This is a genomic window from Brevibacterium sp. AGC70 (assembly GCF_057334195.1).
In genome coordinates this window covers 507420-523929 of sequence record NZ_JBHFIH010000014.1, presented here as the reverse complement: position 1 = coordinate 523929, position 16510 = coordinate 507420, and the positions used below count along the sequence as shown (strand labels likewise).

Here is a 16510-nt window from a genome sequence, read left to right as displayed (position 1 = left end):
TCTCCTTGCGACGTCTCCTGCAGCACTTACCCGGGAATGATCCCCTTGCCGTCGACCTTCGGGATGGCCGCGAGCAGCTTCTTCGTATAGGGATGCTGCGGGTCATTCCAGATCTGATCTGTCGAACCGACCTCGACAATGTTACCTGCCTCCATCACGGCTACGCGGTCCGCGATGTCGCGGACGACCGAAAGATCGTGGCTGATGAAGATCATGGACGCACCGGAGTCGATGGCAAGGTCCCTCATCATCCGCGCGATCCTGGCTTGGAGAAAGGCATCCAGGGAGGCGATCGGCTCATCACCGACGAGCACCTTGGGCCCGGCAGCCAGTGCACGCGCAATGGCGATGCGCTGTCGCTGTCCGCCCGAGAACGAATGCGAGAACCTCTGCGCGGCATCGAGGGGCAGATCGACCGCTTCGAGGAGGGACTCCACCGTCCAGTTGTGTTCCGGGTCGAGGGCGAGTGCGTCAGTGAGCTGATCCCTGATGCGTCTGCGCGGATTCAACGATGCGTAGGGGTTCTGAAAGACCATCTGGACTCCCAGGAGATTCTTGGGCCGACGGCCAAGGCCCAAGGGCTTCACCGGGTGGGATTCGAAGGTGATGGTGCCGCCTGCGGTTTTCTCGAGTCCGCAGATGAGCTTGGCCAGCGTGGACTTTCCGCAACCGGATTCGCCCACGAGGCCAAGCACCTCTGAGTGGCCCAGCTGCAGTGAGACGTTGCTGACGGCACGGAATCGGCCGCCGCCGTTGAGTTTGTATTCGCAGGAGACGTTGTCGAGTTCGAGCAGTGGAGCCTTTGATGCACGAGGAGTGTCCTCGGTCGTTGTCGTGGTTGTCATCAGCGTGAGACCTCCGCTCCGGGCAGTGATTCGATGAGCGATCTGGTGTACTCATGCTTCGGTGCGGTGATGACAGGTTCACGATCTCCGGTCTCGACCACCAACCCGTTCTTCATCACGACGATGGTGTCGGCCACCGAGGACAGCACTCCGAAGTCGTGAGTCACGAGGAGGACGGCCAAGTTGAGGTCATCGCAGAGTTCGCGCAGCAGGCGCAGGATTCCGGCCTGGACAGTCACATCGAGGGCGGTGGTCGGTTCATCGGCGATGAGCACGTTCGGATCGCAGATGATCGCCGAGGCGAACGCGATGCGCTGCAGCTGACCACCGGAGAACTGGTGTGGGTACTTCCCGATCGCTTCATCGGGGTGGGGGACGTGAGTGCGTTCGAGGATGTGGACGGCGCGCTCGAGGGCGTCCTTCTTCGAGGCCTTCTTGTGGTGCCGGTAGTGATCGGTCATCTGATCGCCGATGGTGAGCATGGGATGGAATGCTGAAGCTGGATCCTGGAACACCATCGACAGCTGCACGCCGCGCAGGCGGTTGTGGACCTTGGCGGGCATCGCCACCAACTCGGTGCCGTCGAAGTCGATGCTGCCGCTGAGTTGGGCACCGGCGGGGGAGAGGCCCATGATCGCCAGGCCTGTCTGCGTCTTGCCCGAACCGGAGGCACCGGCGACACCGGTGATCTTTCCCGCCTCCAGATCGAATGAGACATTGCGCAGGATGTGCTTCTCCACCTTGCCCGTCGTCACCGACAGGTTGAGGTCTTGGATGCTGATCATGCTCATGAGGTGGTTTCTCCCACTTCCTGTGCGGTATGCGGGTCAAGGGAGTCGCGCAGACTGTCTCCGATGAAGTTGAAGGCCATGACGATCGTGAGGATGCACAGGCCGGGGAAGAACGCGATCCACCAGGCGGCGAACTGCGAAACTCCCTCGCTGATCATGGCACCCCAGTCCGGTGTCGGTGGGACGACGCCCAGGGACAGGAATGAGAGACCGGCCATCGTGAGAATCGCCGAGCCCACATCGAGGGTGGCAAGAACCACGACAGGGGAGAGCACATTCGGTGAGATCTCCCGGATGAGGGACTTTCCGGCGCTGAAGCCGAGCAGACGTCCGGCGACGACGTATTCGCTGTTGCGAGCAGACATGACCAGAGATCTGGTGACACGGGCGTATGAAGGCCAGGAGACGAGGAGGATGGCGATGATCGCGTTCTTCAGGCCCGGTCCTAATGCTGCGGCGATGACCATGGCGAGGATGATCGTGGGGAAGGCGAAGACGAGGTCGGCGATGCGCATGATGATCTCGTCGACGGCTCGTCCGAAGTAGCCGGCAATCGCACCGAGGACGGAACCGAGCACGGCCGAGCAGATGACGACGAAGACGGCTGCCGGCAGTGTGGTGCGTGCGGCCACGATGAGTCGCGACAGAACATCACGACCCAAGGTGTCTGTGCCCAGAAGGTTTCCGCCTCCGGGAGCACTGAGCCGGGGGAAATCCTGCGCCAGCGGATTGAACGGTGCCAGAAGTGGTGCGAAGAGTGCCACAATCAGCCAGATGCTCAGGATGATGGCTCCGATGAATCCCAGCGGAGTGCGCAGTGCCTTCGGAAAGCGAAACTGCCACCGTTTGACACCGCGGTCGACAAGATTGCGATCGGCCACCTCGGCGCTGGCAGATGTGGTGTTCGTCGGCGGCTGGTTGGGGGTCCCGATGCTCATCGCACCCTCACTCTCGGATCCACGAAGCCGTAGATCAGGTCGACGATGAAATTGACGATGATGTAGACGATGCCGATGACGAGTCCGACTCCCATGATGACGGGCAGGTCGAGTGTCGTCGCACCGCGGAAGGCGTACTGTCCCAGGCCGTTCCAAGCGAACACGGTCTCTGTCAGGACCGCGCCGGACAGGAGCGAGCCGAAGGCCAGGCCGACGACCGTGATGATGGGGACGAGAGCACCGCGGAAGATGTATTTGAAGACGACCGTGCGAGCCGGCAGCCCCTTTGCTCTGGCAGCGGTGACGTAGTCGAGTCGGATGATGTCGAGAACGCTTGAGCGGCTGAATCGGGTGAGCAGGCCGATCGTGAACAGGGCCAGCACACACGAGGGCAGAATCAGATGCCCGAATGCGTTGATGAACGTCGACATCTGACCGGCCAAGAGAGAGTCGACGGTGTAGAGACCGGTGACCCTCGGCGGTGGGGTGATCCACGGGTCAAGGCGCCCGGCGCCGGGGACGACGCGGAGTTTGAAGAAGAAGACGTAGTAGCCGACCGCGGCGATCCAGAATGTGGGTGCTGAGATACCGATGAGGCTCAAGGCGCGGATGGCGTGATCGAGGATCGTGTTCTGCTTGAGCGCGCTGGCCAGTCCAAGCAGCAGACCGATGATGACCGAGATCAGGATGGCTCCGATGCCCAGCTCGATCGAGGCAGGGAAGACCTGGCCGATCGACTGGAGGACTGGTGTCCGGGTCTGGTTGGATACACCCATATCGCCTTGGAGCAGGTTGCTCAGATACGTGAAGTACTGGACGATGAGTGGCTGGTCGAGACCGAGGCGCTCGCGGGTCGCGGCGACGATCTCCGGGTCCGCCGCCGCCCGGTCGCCGAGGATGGCGGCGACCGGGTCGGTGGGGACCAGGTTGGTCATCAGGAACGTCACAATCGTGACACCCCAGATGAGGATGAGGCTGATCCCGATCCGAATGAGGATGTAGCGCAGCAGCGGGGGCAGCAGCGGTGGCTTGATGCGCTGTGCTTCGTCGCTGCTCGGCGGGTGGGCGGTGGAGCTATCGGTGGTTGAGACCGACATCCTCACTCAGCTTTCGCGAAGTCGAATGTGATGTCGGCGTTGGAGACGTACGTGTTGATGCTCGATCCCACTGCCACGGTGTTGACGGGCTGGACGAGAGGAATCCAGACTCCGGTGTCCGTGGTCGCCTTGTACAGCTTGGCGTAGGCGGCGTCACGGTCACCGTCCTTGGCCTTCTCCGCTTCGGCTGCGAGCTTCTTCAGCTTCGGATCGGACTTCCAGTTGACGCGGTCGGCGACGCTGCCGCCGGGGATGAAGACGTTGTAGTTCGTGGGATCCGGGTAGTCCGCACCCCAGGTGCCGATGCCCATGGGCTGCTTGGCCGAGCGGAATCCGTCGAGCTGTGTCGAACTGGGTGCCGGTTTCAGCGCGAGGTTGATGCCGGCCTCTTTCAGCTGAGCCTGCAGGGTCTCCGCCAGCTGAGCCAGGTCGACTCCGTTGACTGACTGGTCGCTCGAATAGTGGAAGGGAATCTTCTCACCGTCGTACCCAGCCTTCTTCAGCAGTTTCTTCGTCTTGGCCAGATCCTTCTCTGGTGCCTGATCTTTCGGCACGGCACCGACGAACTCGTTGGGGACGAGGCTGGCCATGCGCTGCGATCCTTCTCCGGCGAGGTCGGTGAGCTTGTCGTAGTCGATGGCAGACATGACGGCCTTGCGGAAGTTCGGATCGGCGGCAGGTCCGCCGAGCTTCTCGTCGGTGTTGTTGAAGATGTAGAGGCTGCGCGTCGAGGGCAGGCTCGCGATCTCACCCATGGAGCCATCGATCTGCTTCGCCTGCTCGGAGTTGAGGTCGTAGGCGACCTGTGCCTGGCCGGACTGGATGTCGGTCAGCTGGGTCTCTGCGGAGACGTTGCGCAGTACGACGCGTTTGTACTTCGGTTCCGGGCCGTTGTAGTGCTCGTTCGCCGTCAGCACCACCTGGCTGTCGGCATCATACTTCTCGACCTTGTACGGACCCGAGCCCTGCGAGTTCTCGTTGAGGAAGGCTTCGGCGCCGTCCTTCTCGTCGGTGGTGCCTTCATTCTCCTTCACGACCTTCGAGTTCACGATTCCGATCGAGGCGTTGGGGAGAATGTAGGGGAGTGCAGGATTGGGCTTCTTGCTGGTCAGCTCGACGGTCTCCTCGTCGACCTTCTTGATGGAGACACCGTCGAGGAAGAACGAAGGATTGCCTTTGATGCCCTTGAGCCGTTCGAAGGAGAAGACGACGTCGTCCATGGTGACGGGATCTCCGTTGGAGAACTTCGCGTCCTTCTGCTTGAGCTTCAGCGTCAACTTCTTGTTGTCATCGGACATCTCGAAGGAGCACAGGCCGTCGGTCGGCTTGGTCAGGTCGCCGTCCTTGAATTCCAAGGCAGTCTGATAGATCGCAGTGTCGATCGTCGACCCGGTGAACTCGAACTGCCGGTGGGGATCGATCGTCTTGAGGTTGAACGCGGTCTCAGCCACGATCGTGTCGCCGGCCTCGCCTCCTCCCTGGTCTCCTCCGCTGCAAGCAGCCAGACCGAAGGTGAGAGCGAGAGCTGATCCGATTGCGAGCGCTCGGCGGGGGAGGCGGACCTTCATGTGAGATTCCTTACGTTAGGTGTTGTAGCTCACACTAAATCCCAACCGGCCCCCGTTCAATCAGCAATGCCACAACGCTGAGTGTTTTCTGCTGTGGCATTCTGCCAATGTCTCACCAGGTGGGAGCCTTGACCCGACGGCGCTCCAGGTGACCGTCGGGGCTCCCGCAGCAACCGCTACGCAGACGTGTATACGTGCGTCACTTGTGCTCGACATTCACACCTTTGGCTAGCGGTTGCAGCGTGCGGGCCAGGGAGGAGGAGGCGGCCTCGCCGAGGTGGGCCCGCAGGTCGTGCGTGCTGGGCGGTGTTGCACGGGGTGCGCGGCGTTGCACGGGGCTGCTCAGTTTCGCATGGATGTGCCCACGTGGGATGTGCCCGGGCCGGAAGCCCTCACGTGGGATGTCCCTCGGTGGGATGTGCCCGAGTCGGAAGCGCCCGGGCCGGAAGCCCGCACGTGGGATGTGCCCGGGCCGGAAGCACCCGAGTCGGAAGCCCGTGAGCCGGATGCGCCCAGCCCGAGGGCGACGTCGGTGGCTGCGGAACTGGCACCAACTGCCTCGGCGTTCCAGTCGGTTCTCTCGATGTCGGGGATCGCTTGGCTCATGACATCCTTCCAGCCGCGATGCCATTGGGCTGGGAAGGCCGAGCGCAGCAGGTCGAGCATGATCGGCACGGCCGTCGACGCGCCGGGCGAGGCTCCGAGCAGTCCGGCGATCGACCCGTCTGCGCCGACGACGAGCTCGGTGCCCTGCTGCAGGGCACCGACCCGCTTCGGGTCAGGTTTCACCAGCTGCGCACGCTGCCCGGCTGGCACCAGGGTCCATTCGTTGAATCTGGCCTTCGGGTAGAAGCGGCGCAATTGCGAGAACTTCTTCTTTGGCCCCGCCGCCAGCTCTGTGACGAGGAACTTCACGAGGTCGAGGTTCTGCAGGCCGGCCGCCGCGATCACATGGAGATTGTCGGGTCGCAGGGTCGTGAAGAAGTCTCTGAGGTGACCGTGCTTGAGCAGCTTGGTGCTGAACGTCGCATAGGGGCCGAACAGCAGGTGCTCCTCATCGTCGATGATGCGTTTGTCGAGGTGAGGCACCGACATCGGGGGAGCGCCGACATCGGCTTGCCCGTAGACCTTGGCGTCATGGCGGCTGACGACGGCAGGAGTGGCGCTGCGGTAGAACGAGGCTCCGACGGGCAGCACGGCATAGCCTCTGACCTCGGGGATTCTGCTCTTCTGCAGGAGTTTGAGGGCGAACCCGCCGGCGCCGACGAAGACGTGCTTCGCATTGACAGAGAAGGGCCGGGTTGGCCTCGACGCTGTGCCCGAGGCCGTTGCCGGGGCAGCGGTCTTCCCGCTGACAGTCCAGCCTGCTTCGGTGCTGTGCAGTCCGGTGACCTCGTGGTTGGTGTGGACCTCGTTATGGGCTTGGTCTGAGACGATGTCCAACAGGCCTCGGGTCAGGGCGCCGAAGTCGACATCCGTGCCGCGCGGATTCCTGGCCGCGGCAATCGGCTCACCGTCATCGGGGCGACCCTCCATCGTCAACGGCGCCCACTGTGCGATCTCACCGCGATCTGTGGTGAAGTCCATGTCTGCGAACAGGGGGTCAGCACGCAGTGTCTCCACACGCTGTCGCAGGTAGTCCACGTCGCGGTCACCGAAGACGAGGTTCATGTGAGTTGTGGAGTGAACGAATTCGGTGGGGTCCAAACGCCCGGACTGGGCCAGGTGAGCCCACCACTGCCGGCTGAGGTGAAACTGCTCGGCGATTGAGGCGGCCTTCGTCCCATCACCGGGGTCGGGCATGTAGTTGAGTTCGCAGAAACCGGAATGTCCGGTGCCTGCATTGTTCCAGGCTCGGCTGCTTTCGCCGGCGATGTCGCTGGCCTTCTCAAGGACGACGATGCGCATGTCAGGGTCGAGATCGGCGAGCATCGATCCCAATGTCGCCGACATGATGCCCGCCCCGATGAGAACGACATCGGCGTCGGGCAGGTGCTGTGGTGTGACGGGGCTTCGCTTCATATATTCACCATGATCTCTGAAGAATCATCCGTCCAATGAATAAGAACATCGATACAATCCGTATATGGATGAAATGCGCCCCGGTCAGGCCCCGCAGTTGGCGGCACTGCTCGAGCTCGTCGAACAGAACGGACATATGACCGATGCGGCGGCAACCCTCGGCATCCCGCAGTCGACGATGAGCCGACGCATCCACGGTCTGGAGGACCGCCTCGGCGTGCCCCTCATCGTTCCCGACGGTCGGGCGATCAGCCTGACTGCCGCAGCACGCGAACTCGCGGATTCGATCAGGGGACCGCTGCGAGAGATCGAGATCGCGATCACGGACATCGCCGAGGCGGCCGACCCTGATCATGGTGCCATCCGGTTCGGCTTTCCGCTCACAATGGGAGCGGGCCAGATCCCCGATCTGCTGGCCGCCTTCAGCTCCCGGCACCCGGGCATCAGACTCGACCTCAAGCAGGCACACGGTGCTGAGCTCGCCCGCGACCTGCAGAAGGGAGCGCTGGATCTGGCAATCATCATTCCGCCCCCGGTTGAGCTGCAACATGAGGTTCTCGCCTCACAGGAAATCGTGGCCGCACTCCCTGCTGACCATCGGCTTGCCGGTAGGCGCAGCATCACCGTTGCTCAGTTGGCGGGAGAAGAGTTCATCGCCAACCCCGCGACCTACAATCTGCGCAGCCTCACCGATCTGTGGTGTGCCGACGCCGGGTTCGTCCCGCGGGTCAAGACCGAAGTCACCGAGTTCTCGACGATCCGTGAATTCGTCAGCCGGGGGATGGGAGTGGCGCTGATCCCGCGCAATGTTCGTTTCATGGAGGGCATCGCCGAGGTTGAGCTGCGTGGCGGTGGCTATGTCCGTGAGGTCTCGCTGTGCTCCGCGGTGCGCCGACCCAGTCGCGTCGTCGCTCGCCTGCGCGACTTCATCCACGAACGTGCCCAGGAGTGGGCGGCTCCGTAGTCGCGGTTCCGGCAGTCGCACCGTGACAACCGCTTGGCAAAGGTGCGCAGGTGCGTCATTTGTGCTCTACCTCCACACGTTTGGCAAGCGGTTGCGAAGAGACAGCCGTCGGGGAGTTCGGGGTCGCTTCTCACGCCTTCGAACGTGCCAGCAGGTACACGAAGTAGGGGGCGCCGATGAGAGCGACGATGAGTCCGGCGGGAATCTGTGCAGGAGCGATGACCGTGCGGCCCAATGCGTCGGCGACGACAAGGCCAAGGGCGCCGAGGAGCATGGCCGTCGGGACCACCCGGGCGTGCTGAGCGCCGACCAGAGCCCTGGCGGCGTGCGGGGCGACGAGGCCGATGAACCCGACCACTCCGACTGCGGAGACGCTGACGGCGGCGAGCACCGCGGCCGTGATGAGCACGCCCAGGCGAACGGGTTCACGTGGGACTCCGACAAGCCTCGGCGTATCGTCGTCGAGGGCCAACAGATCCAGCTCACGCATCCACACGAAGGCCAGGGGGATTGCAGCCAGGAGGACGAGTGCCACGGGCGCGACATCGGCCCAGACGCGGCCGTAGGTGGAGCCGGAGAGCCAGGTGAAGAGTGCCGGTGTATCCCACGGGTTCGCCCGAACGAGGAACAGTGTGGTCAGGGCGGTGAAGCCGAACCACATGCCGATGCCGATGAGCACGAGCCTGTCGGTGTTCATCCCCCCGCGCCAAGAGAGTCCGTAGACGATGGCGAATGCCACGAGCGCACCAGCGACCCCCGCACTTGAGATCAGCACGACGGTGGCGCCGGGAACAAGGGTGATGACGATGACGGCACCAAGCCCGGCGCCGCCGGTGATGCCGAGCAGGCCCGGCTCAGCCAGCGGGTTGCGGGCGCTGGCCTGGACAAATGTTCCCGACAATCCGAGGGCGGCACCGGCGGCAAGTGCGGCGGCCACGCGTGGGGCCCGGGAGTCGAAGGCGAAGGAGATCACCGGTGCCGCCTGGTCCTGCATCCACAGCATCACATCACCGAGGAGGTAGAAGCGTTCCCCTGAGAGCAATGAGAGGACTGCACCAACGATGAGCACGACCGTGCCCAGCACGATGACGAGCACGGCGCGACGTGGTCCGTGGACCCGGGACCGAGCCGCAGACGTCGCCTGAGCGGGACTCGAAGACCGCATGGACCGTGCCAGTAGGACGAGGACGATCGCTCCGAGCACCGTCGTCGTCACCCCCGAAGGCAGAGTGATCGCCTCGGTAGCTCCGACGATGGCGCGCAGCACGGCGTCGGCGAGGATGACGATGATTGCGCCGATGAGCGCCGTGGCCGGGATCATCACTGCATGCCGGCCCAGCGCCGGCACCAGGCGAGCGAGCAGCCGGGCGATGACCGGTGCGCACAGGCCGACGAATCCGATCGGCCCGGCCAAAGTCACAGCCGTTGCGGTGAGGATGACTGCGAGCAGAATCCCGATCACGCGAGTCGACCGGATCGGCACACCGAGGACAGAGGCGGCATCATCGCCGAGGCTGAGCAGATCCAGGCGTCGTGACAGCAGGATTGCACCAGCGACGATGATGGTGATGACGGGAATGCTGCGGATCGCGGCGGTCCCATCGAGCTGATTCAAGGTGCCTGAACCCCAAGAGTAGAGACTCGTCGTCTCCTCTTGGAACAGGATGAGCAGGGTCGAGGTGCCGGCTTGCAACGCCAAGGCGGTCGCAGTGCCGGCGAGCACGAGGCGGGTCGTCGACGATGCCGCACCACCGGCAAGCCCGAGCACCAGAGCTGCGGCGAGCAGCCCGCCTAGGAAGGCGACGCCTCCGGAGGCCCACACCGGGATCGCGATGCCGAAGGCGGTGACCACGGTGACTGCGAAGTACGAACCACCGGTCACGGCAAGGGTGTCTGGTGAGGCCAGCGGGTTGCGGGCCAGCGACTGGAACAGCGCACCGGCAACGCCGAGGGCGACGCCGACGAGTATCCCCGCGCCCACGCGCGGAAGCCGGGACCCGATGAGGACGTCACGGGCACTCGGGCCCGCCTCGGCGGGGGAAGACATGGATCCGGTCAGGGCCGCGAATAGGTCCCGGAATCCGATCCCCGAGGTGCCCTGCGTGATGTGCCATGCCGAGAGCAGAGCAAGGACGATGACCAGACTGAGCAGGATCCCGGTGGCCGAGAGCGCGTTGAAGAGTCCAGCCTTCCGCTCGGTTGCGGCAGGATTCGGCTCCGAGCCATCGCTCGCCGAGATCGTCGTAGGCATGGTCGTGGGTGAGACGGTCGTGGGTGAGGGAGGAGTCATGGACTACTTGGTCAGTGCCTCGACGTAGGCGTCGAGAGCCTGTTCGGACGATTTCGGTCCGCCGAAGGTCCAGATCCCGGAGGGGAACGCAAAGGTGCGCTCATCCTTGACGGCGGGAATGTTGGACCAGATGTCGTTCTTCTGCAGCAGCTTCACATAGTCCTCGGACTCGGGATCATCGGTGCCGGTGTAGAAGAAGTTCGCATCGCCGACCTTCGAGATGCCCTCGATGTCTGTCTGGCCCAGTCCGTATGCGGGATCGACCTCGCCGGTCCACACGTTCTTCAGCCCCAGTTCCTCGCCGAGTTCACCGAAGAGCGATCCCTGGCCGAAGGGACGCAGCGCCACATTCGAGCCGTTGACCCAACCGTCGAAGTAGACGAATTCCTTTGTTTCGAGGTCGGCGGATTCTAGCGCCTTCTTCGACTCCTCGACCTTCGCATCGAACTCGGACAGCACGGTGTCGGCGCGCTCGCCGCGGCCGGTGACCTCGGCGATGGTGGAGAAGGTGTCCTTCATGTAGGCGATCGGGTCCTTGCCGTCGGCACCGGTCATCGCCATGACAGGGATGCCCTGGTCCTCGAGCTGGCTGACGATCTTGTCGTCACGGGACGTCGTCTCGATGATGACGAGATCAGGGTTGGCCGAGAGGACCGACTCCACATTCGGCTCCTGCCGGGTGCCGACGTCGGTCGTGTCCTCGGGCAGCTTCTCAGCCGTATCCCAGGTGGTGAAGCCCTTCGCATCGGCGACGGCAGCGGGATCGACGCACAGGGAGAGCAGGTCTTCGGTGTACTGCCATTCGAGTGAGACGACCGTAGATGCGGGCTTGTCGAGTTTGATCTGGTGGCCGGTGTCGTCCTTGACGGAGACCGGGTCCGCCGAGGTGGTGCTCGAGTCGTCCGCGCATGCTTCGGAGATCGACTCGGAGTTCCCGTCATCGGCCGAAGCGTCGGTGCCTGTAGTGCCGCAGGCAGACAGTGCGAGGGCGCAGACGGCGGAGAGGGAAGCCAGGGCGAATAGGGGCTTGCGCAGAGGTGCAGAGGGCGGAGTTGTCACAGAGGTGTCTCTTTCTTGAGAGGTGAAACGGCGGTATTTCAGTGAAGAAGTCAGGAGGCCGCGGCGAGGGTGCGACGGCGGCGTCGCGGCAGTGCCTCGATGCGCACCATCCCGGTGTCCTCATCGACGAGCGTGCGGATCGGCAGTCCGTAGACCTCGGTGAGCACATCGGCGGTGAAGACCTCTTCGCAGGTCCCCGTGGATCTGACTCGGCCCTGGCTGAGCAGGACGACGTCATCGGCGACGGCGGCAGCATGGTTGAGATCGTGGAGAACGACGCCGACGGCCGTTCCGTGATCGTCGGCGAGGTCGCGCATGAGGTCGAGAATCTCTGCCTGATAGCGCAGATCCAGGTGATTGGTGGGCTCATCGAGGAGGAGCACCCCGGTCTCCTGGGCCAGGCAGGTGGCCAGCCAGACGCGCTGGAGCTCGCCACCGGAGAGCTGATCGACGGAACGCTCGGCCATCGTGTCGGTGCCGGTCAGTTCCAGAGCCTTATCGATCGCGGCCCTGTCGGCATCGGTGAGTGAGGCGAAGCGGCGCCGGTGCGGGTGGCGACCGAACGCGACGATCTCGCGCACACTCAGCCCGGAAGGATGCGGTCGGGACTGGGAGAGCAGTGTGACCGTACGGGCGAATTCGCGTGCCGACAGTGCAGGCGTCGGAGTGGTCGACCCCGGCGTGGCGATTGTGACTTCACCGGAGCTGATCGGATGCAGACGAGCCAGGGACCGCAGGACGGTCGACTTTCCGCTGCCGTTGGGTCCGATGAGTGCCGTGACCCGACCGGGAGTGATCGAGACGGACACGTCATGGACAACCGGTGCACGTTCATAGCCCAAGTGCAGGCCCGAGGCGTGCAGCGCAATGGAGTTCATCGTCCCCGTCGTGTTCATAGTGCATAGCCTAACCTAAGTTAGGGTGGGCTGGGTCTCACGTCGAGGCGGTGACGGTCCGAGGAACCTGCAAGAGCGGCGGAATCGCTGACTTCGCGCGTGTGCAACATGACGTACCTCACGTTCCGTGTCAGTGCCTCTCCGTAGGGTGGATGTGCATACATAGGATGGGGGAGAGCCTAGGAGGAACCCATGAGATTCGTCGCAACCGGAGACTGGCAGCTGGGCATGACGGCGCACTATCTCAGTGCCGAAGCCCGCCCGCGGTTTCACCGTGCCCGCCTCGATGCCGTCAAACGCATCGGTGAGATCGCTGCCGAGCAGTCATGCGAATTCGTCATCGTCTGCGGTGACGTGTTCGAGTCCAACCAACTCGACCGAGCCATCATCTCCCGCACCTTCGAGGTTCTGGCCGCCTTCACCGTGCCCGTCGTCCTGCTGCCGGGCAATCACGATCCCCTCGACGCAGCCTCCATCTACGATTCCCCCGCCTTCACCTCACGGCAGCCTGACCACGTCCACGTTCTGCGCGACAGTGAACCGTTCGAAGTCATCCCGGGCGTCGAAATCGTCGGTGCTCCGTGGTTCTCGAAACGTCCCCAAGGCGACCTGGTGGACCAGGCAACTCAGAATCTCGCCGAGGTGGCCTCAGGTCGCGTGCGCATCGTCGCCGGTCACGGTGCCGTGAGCACCTTGGACCCCGACCGGGAGTCTTTGGCCACGATCGACACCGACAGCCTCAAGGCTGTGGTGAAAGAGGGCCGTGCCCAGTTCGTCGCACTCGGTGACAGGCACGCCACCTACTCCGTCGACGAGAGGATCTGGTACCCCGGCGCCCCGGAGGTCACCTCTCGACGCGAGGACGATCCCGGCAACGTCCTCCTCGTCGATGTCGACCCCCAGACGCATGCAAGCACTGTGGAGAAGGTGCACATCGGCCGCTGGACCTACCTCGTCGTCGAGGAGGACGTGAACTCGGATGAGGACGTCACCCGCCTCGAACAGCGACTGACAGACATCCCGAATAAGGACAGCACCGCAGTCTGGCTCGTCCTCAGAGGCACCCTGTCCACAGCAGCGAAGGCGCGCCTCGACGAAGTCCTCGACCATGCCGCAGACCTCTTCGCCCTCGTCTCGATCTGGGAGCGGCATACGGACATTGCAGTCGTCGCCGCCGACGAAGACTTCGCCGGCCTCGGTCTGAGCGGATACCTGCAGGAGACCCTCGACGAATTGGCGGAATCCGCGGCAGGAGAGGACCCAACTGCTGCAGCGGCACAGGATGCTCTGGGGCTGCTGTATCGATTTGCGAGGAGCGGATCATGAAATTCCATTCCATCCACCTGCGCAACTACCGCGGTATAGCGGACTCCCGGGTTGAGTTCGGCGATGGCGTCACCGTCGTCGAAGGACCCAACGAGGTCGGCAAGTCCTCAATCCATGAAGCCATCACCCATCTGCGCGAAGACAAGTCGAGCTCACGCAAAGCCAGTGTCAAAGAGACCCAACCCGTCGGTGTCGATGCCGGACCCGAGGTGGAACTGCACCTGAGCACGGGGGACTACGAACTCAAGTACCGGAAACGGTGGATCAAACAGCCTTTCACCGAACTCAGCGTGATCAGACCCAGACCGGAACAGCTGAGCAGCGATGATGCCCACGACCGATTCCTCTCGATCCTCGCCGACACCGTCGATGTCGATCTCCTCGTCGCCCTCGACGTAGCACAGGGAGAAAGCCTGGCCCAGGCACCGCTGGCGCAGATCAAGGCACTGCACTCCGCGCTCAACGAATCGGGCATCGAGGTCGCCGACCACGATGACTTCCTCGATCGGATCGAAGCCGAGTATTCGAAGTACTTCACAAAGTCCGGAAAGGAGACCGGTGACTACAAGGCGGCGAACGCTGAAGTCCCCAGTGCCGAAGCTGCGTTTGAAGAGCTGCGCGAACGCAGCCACGAGATGGACGAGCTCGTCGACAACCACGCCAGGGCGGCTGCCCGCCTGGAATCTGTCCGGGGGCAGCTGACGCAGGCCCTGAGCGACCGTGACGAAGCCGAACAGGCGGCGAAGGCTGTGGCTGAACTCAAGGCAGTGCTCGATCAGACAATGGAGCAGGCGAAGTCGGCACAGCGTGATGAACAGATCGCACGGGAAGCTCTGGACCGACGCACACGGCTCATCGATGATGTCGCTGCGGCCGAGGAGACTGTGACTGCGACCCGGTCTTCGGTCACTGACCTTGAAGCGACGCAAAATGACATCGACTCGGACTTCGCTCACGCACAGAAGACCCTCGAGGACAAGCAGAGCACGCTCGACGAGGCACGTGCACTGGCGAAGGCTGCAGCCAAAGACGTGACCGAGGCGCGTGCCCGAACTGAACTCACCGAACTCACACGTCGACTCGACACTATTCGTGACCATGATGAGAAGAAGAGCCGGGCACAGGCGACGATCGGATCGATTGCGGTCACCACCAAGGACGTCGAGGCGCTGATCTCGCTGGAGACAGAGGTGAGGATCGCGGAGAACGCGAAGACCTCCGCCGCGGCACAGATCGTCGCGAAACGCCTCGGCTCGCAGGCCGTCGATGTCGATGGAACCGAGTTGGGTGATGGTGCAACTGGAGAATTCGCCGCAGTCAAGGACGTGCGAATCACGATCGAGGGCATCGCTGACATCACTGTCCGCCCGGGAGCATCACCCGTCGAGCTGGACAAGGCACTGACCTCGGCCAAACAAGCATTCGACGCAGAGCTGCAACGCCTCGACGTCGACTCCGTGGCCCAAGCCCGGGAAAGAGCCGATGTTCGTGCTGATGCAGAAGCCGTCAAGGCAGAGGCCGATTCGACGCTCAAGGTGCTGCTGGGCCAGGATAGGCGCGACAAGCTTGAAGCTGCGCTCGCTCGGGCACAGCAGATCCTCGGAACCGATGGAACCCGCCCAATCTCCGATGGCAAACCTGTGGACGGCGCCGAAGCAGAAGGCAGTCATGATGAGAGGAGCCTGCGCGAGCTCGAAACGGCAGTCACCGAGTCCGAGAAGACTGCCGACGACGCTCAATCCGCGGTGGATGCCGCCCGCGTCGAACTCGAACGAACTCGCACGAACAGAGATGACGCGCGCGTGGAGACGGTCCGGGCACAGACCAGCCTGAAAGAAGCCGAAACTCAGCACGAGCGATTGACGAGCAGCCTGGCTGAGGCAAGGACGACGAACTCTGACGCCGATCTGGCAGAAGCGGTGAAGTCTGCGAAGGCTCGAGCGTCGAATGTCGACTCACAAGTCAGCGAAGCACGAGTCGCCTACGAGGCAGCCGATCCCGAGTCCTTGGAGATGCAGCTGCAGAACGTGCGGCAACTTGTCGGCAGCAAGGAAGCCCAGCGAGAGGAAGTGCGGCAGGAGGTCGATCGTCTCTCGGCCCTCATCGACGATCGTGCCAGCGAAGGCATCTACGAAAAGCTTGCGACTGCCGAAGAAGCGCTGGAATCGGCTCTGAGGAAGCAGGCACGACTGCGCCGTCAGGCGACGGCAATCAACCTGCTGCGCACCGCAGTCCTCAAACACAAGGAAGAGTCCCAGCGGAAGTACGTGGCTCCTTTCAAGGAGCAGATCGAGCGTCTGGGCAGGCTGGTATTCGGTCAGGGACTGTCGGTTGAGGTCTCCGAGGACCTCGAGATCGTCTCACGCACCTTGAACGAACGAACCGTGCCCTTCGAATCACTGTCGGGCGGAACGAAGGAGCAGCTTGCGCTCATCGGCAGGCTCGCAGTGGCAACACTCGTCGACAGTGATTCTGGGGCACCTGTGGTCCTCGACGATGCCTTCGGCTTCGCCGATGCGCAGCGGCTGAACGCGCTCAACGTCATCCTCTCCACGGTGGGCCAGAGCGCCCAGGTCATACTGCTCACCTGCCAGCCGGACCGTTTCGCCCGCCTCGGTGGCGCGAGGACGGTGAGCCTGACGTAACCCAGCATCACGCAACAGACCCAGACGGACCCGACAATAGGAGTCTGCACAGGCAGTCACGGCCCCCCC

General features: G+C 63.3%; 12 protein-coding genes. 3 read left to right on the top strand and 9 right to left on the bottom strand.

Annotation, left to right across the window (positions count from 1 at the left end; translation table 11 throughout):
• Nucleotides 1-26 precede the first annotated feature (26 nt).
• From ACE03M_RS12570 to ACE03M_RS12545, 6 genes are all read right to left on the bottom strand, one after another.
• Complete coding sequence (locus tag ACE03M_RS12570) at nt 27-845, bottom strand: ABC transporter ATP-binding protein (RefSeq protein WP_485934225.1); 819 nt, start codon at nt 843-845, stop codon at nt 27-29.
• Complete coding sequence (locus tag ACE03M_RS12565) at nt 845-1636, bottom strand: ABC transporter ATP-binding protein (RefSeq protein ID WP_485934223.1); 792 nt, start codon at nt 1634-1636, stop codon at nt 845-847. The genes ACE03M_RS12570 and ACE03M_RS12565 overlap by 1 nt, the downstream gene beginning before the upstream one ends.
• Nucleotides 1633-2574 carry an ABC transporter permease gene (locus ACE03M_RS12560; RefSeq protein WP_485934221.1) on the bottom strand — a complete coding sequence of 314 codons (942 nt, stop codon included), beginning with the start codon at nt 2572-2574 and terminating at the stop codon, nt 1633-1635. The genes ACE03M_RS12565 and ACE03M_RS12560 overlap by 4 nt, the downstream gene beginning before the upstream one ends.
• Entirely contained in the window at nt 2571-3671 is a 1101-nt protein-coding gene (locus ACE03M_RS12555; RefSeq protein WP_260847948.1) for an ABC transporter permease, read from the bottom strand. Before ACE03M_RS12555 ends, ACE03M_RS12560 begins: the two co-directional genes overlap by 4 nt.
• Before the next feature lie 2 nt (nt 3672-3673).
• The gene (locus tag ACE03M_RS12550; protein WP_485934220.1) at nt 3674-5239 is read right to left on the bottom strand and encodes an ABC transporter substrate-binding protein; all 1566 of its coding nucleotides are present in this window, start codon (nt 5237-5239) and stop codon (nt 3674-3676) included.
• Between the two features lie 342 nt (nt 5240-5581).
• Nucleotides 5582-7261: a malate:quinone oxidoreductase gene (locus tag ACE03M_RS12545; RefSeq protein ID WP_485934219.1), complete on the bottom strand. Its 1680-nt coding sequence runs from the start codon at nt 7259-7261 to the stop codon at nt 5582-5584.
• A gap of 64 nt (nt 7262-7325) precedes the next feature.
• Here ACE03M_RS12545 and ACE03M_RS12540 point away from each other — a divergent pair, with 64 nt between their 5' ends.
• Nucleotides 7326-8225: a LysR family transcriptional regulator gene (locus ACE03M_RS12540; RefSeq protein WP_485934218.1), complete on the top strand. Its 900-nt coding sequence runs from the start codon at nt 7326-7328 to the stop codon at nt 8223-8225.
• Between the two features lie 130 nt (nt 8226-8355).
• On the opposite strand, the gene ACE03M_RS12535 is transcribed toward ACE03M_RS12540, so the two are convergent.
• From ACE03M_RS12535 to ACE03M_RS12525, 3 genes are read right to left on the bottom strand one after another with little or no spacing between them, the layout of a single operon-like run.
• Nucleotides 8356-10515 carry an iron ABC transporter permease gene (locus ACE03M_RS12535; RefSeq protein WP_485934217.1) on the bottom strand — a complete coding sequence of 720 codons (2160 nt, stop codon included), beginning with the start codon at nt 10513-10515 and terminating at the stop codon, nt 8356-8358.
• A 3-nt stretch (nt 10516-10518) separates the two neighbouring features.
• A complete protein-coding gene (locus ACE03M_RS12530; protein ID WP_260847950.1) occupies nt 10519-11574 on the bottom strand; it encodes an ABC transporter substrate-binding protein in 1056 nt (351 codons plus the stop codon).
• A 50-nt stretch (nt 11575-11624) separates the two neighbouring features.
• Nucleotides 11625-12470, bottom strand: a complete 846-nt coding sequence (locus ACE03M_RS12525) for an ABC transporter ATP-binding protein (protein ID WP_260847951.1) — start codon at nt 12468-12470, stop codon at nt 11625-11627.
• Nucleotides 12471-12662: 192 nt separating this feature from the next.
• Between ACE03M_RS12525 and ACE03M_RS12520 the strand changes: the two genes are divergently transcribed.
• Together ACE03M_RS12520 and ACE03M_RS12515 are read left to right on the top strand one after the other, a co-directional pair.
• On the top strand, nt 12663-13796 hold the full coding sequence (locus ACE03M_RS12520) for a metallophosphoesterase family protein (protein ID WP_485934216.1): 1134 nt from the start codon (nt 12663-12665) through the stop codon (nt 13794-13796).
• Nucleotides 13793-16441: an AAA family ATPase gene (locus ACE03M_RS12515; protein ID WP_485934215.1), complete on the top strand. Its 2649-nt coding sequence runs from the start codon at nt 13793-13795 to the stop codon at nt 16439-16441. Before ACE03M_RS12520 ends, ACE03M_RS12515 begins: the two co-directional genes overlap by 4 nt.
• Nucleotides 16442-16510: the final 69 nt, after the last annotated feature.

Excerpts from the sequence above, each read along its gene's own strand:
- ACE03M_RS12565 (WP_485934223.1), bottom strand. The coding sequence starts at position 1,636 with ATGAGCATGATCAGCATCCAAGACCTCAACCTGTCGGTGACGACGGGC.
- ACE03M_RS12520 (WP_485934216.1), top strand. The coding sequence starts at position 12,663 with ATGAGATTCGTCGCAACCGGAGACTGGCAGCTGGGCATGACGGCGCAC.
- ACE03M_RS12535 (WP_485934217.1), bottom strand. The coding sequence starts at position 10,515 with ATGACTCCTCCCTCACCCACGACCGTCTCACCCACGACCATGCCTACG.
- ACE03M_RS12570 (WP_485934225.1), bottom strand. The coding sequence starts at position 845 with ATGACAACCACGACAACGACCGAGGACACTCCTCGTGCATCAAAGGCT.
- ACE03M_RS12545 (WP_485934219.1), bottom strand. The coding sequence starts at position 7,261 with ATGAAGCGAAGCCCCGTCACACCACAGCACCTGCCCGACGCCGATGTC.
- ACE03M_RS12515 (WP_485934215.1), top strand. The coding sequence starts at position 13,793 with ATGAAATTCCATTCCATCCACCTGCGCAACTACCGCGGTATAGCGGAC.
- ACE03M_RS12555 (WP_260847948.1), bottom strand. The coding sequence starts at position 3,671 with ATGTCGGTCTCAACCACCGATAGCTCCACCGCCCACCCGCCGAGCAGC.
- ACE03M_RS12525 (WP_260847951.1), bottom strand. The coding sequence starts at position 12,470 with ATGAACACGACGGGGACGATGAACTCCATTGCGCTGCACGCCTCGGGC.
- ACE03M_RS12540 (WP_485934218.1), top strand. The coding sequence starts at position 7,326 with ATGGATGAAATGCGCCCCGGTCAGGCCCCGCAGTTGGCGGCACTGCTC.
- ACE03M_RS12560 (WP_485934221.1), bottom strand. The coding sequence starts at position 2,574 with ATGAGCATCGGGACCCCCAACCAGCCGCCGACGAACACCACATCTGCC.
- ACE03M_RS12550 (WP_485934220.1), bottom strand. The coding sequence starts at position 5,239 with ATGAAGGTCCGCCTCCCCCGCCGAGCGCTCGCAATCGGATCAGCTCTC.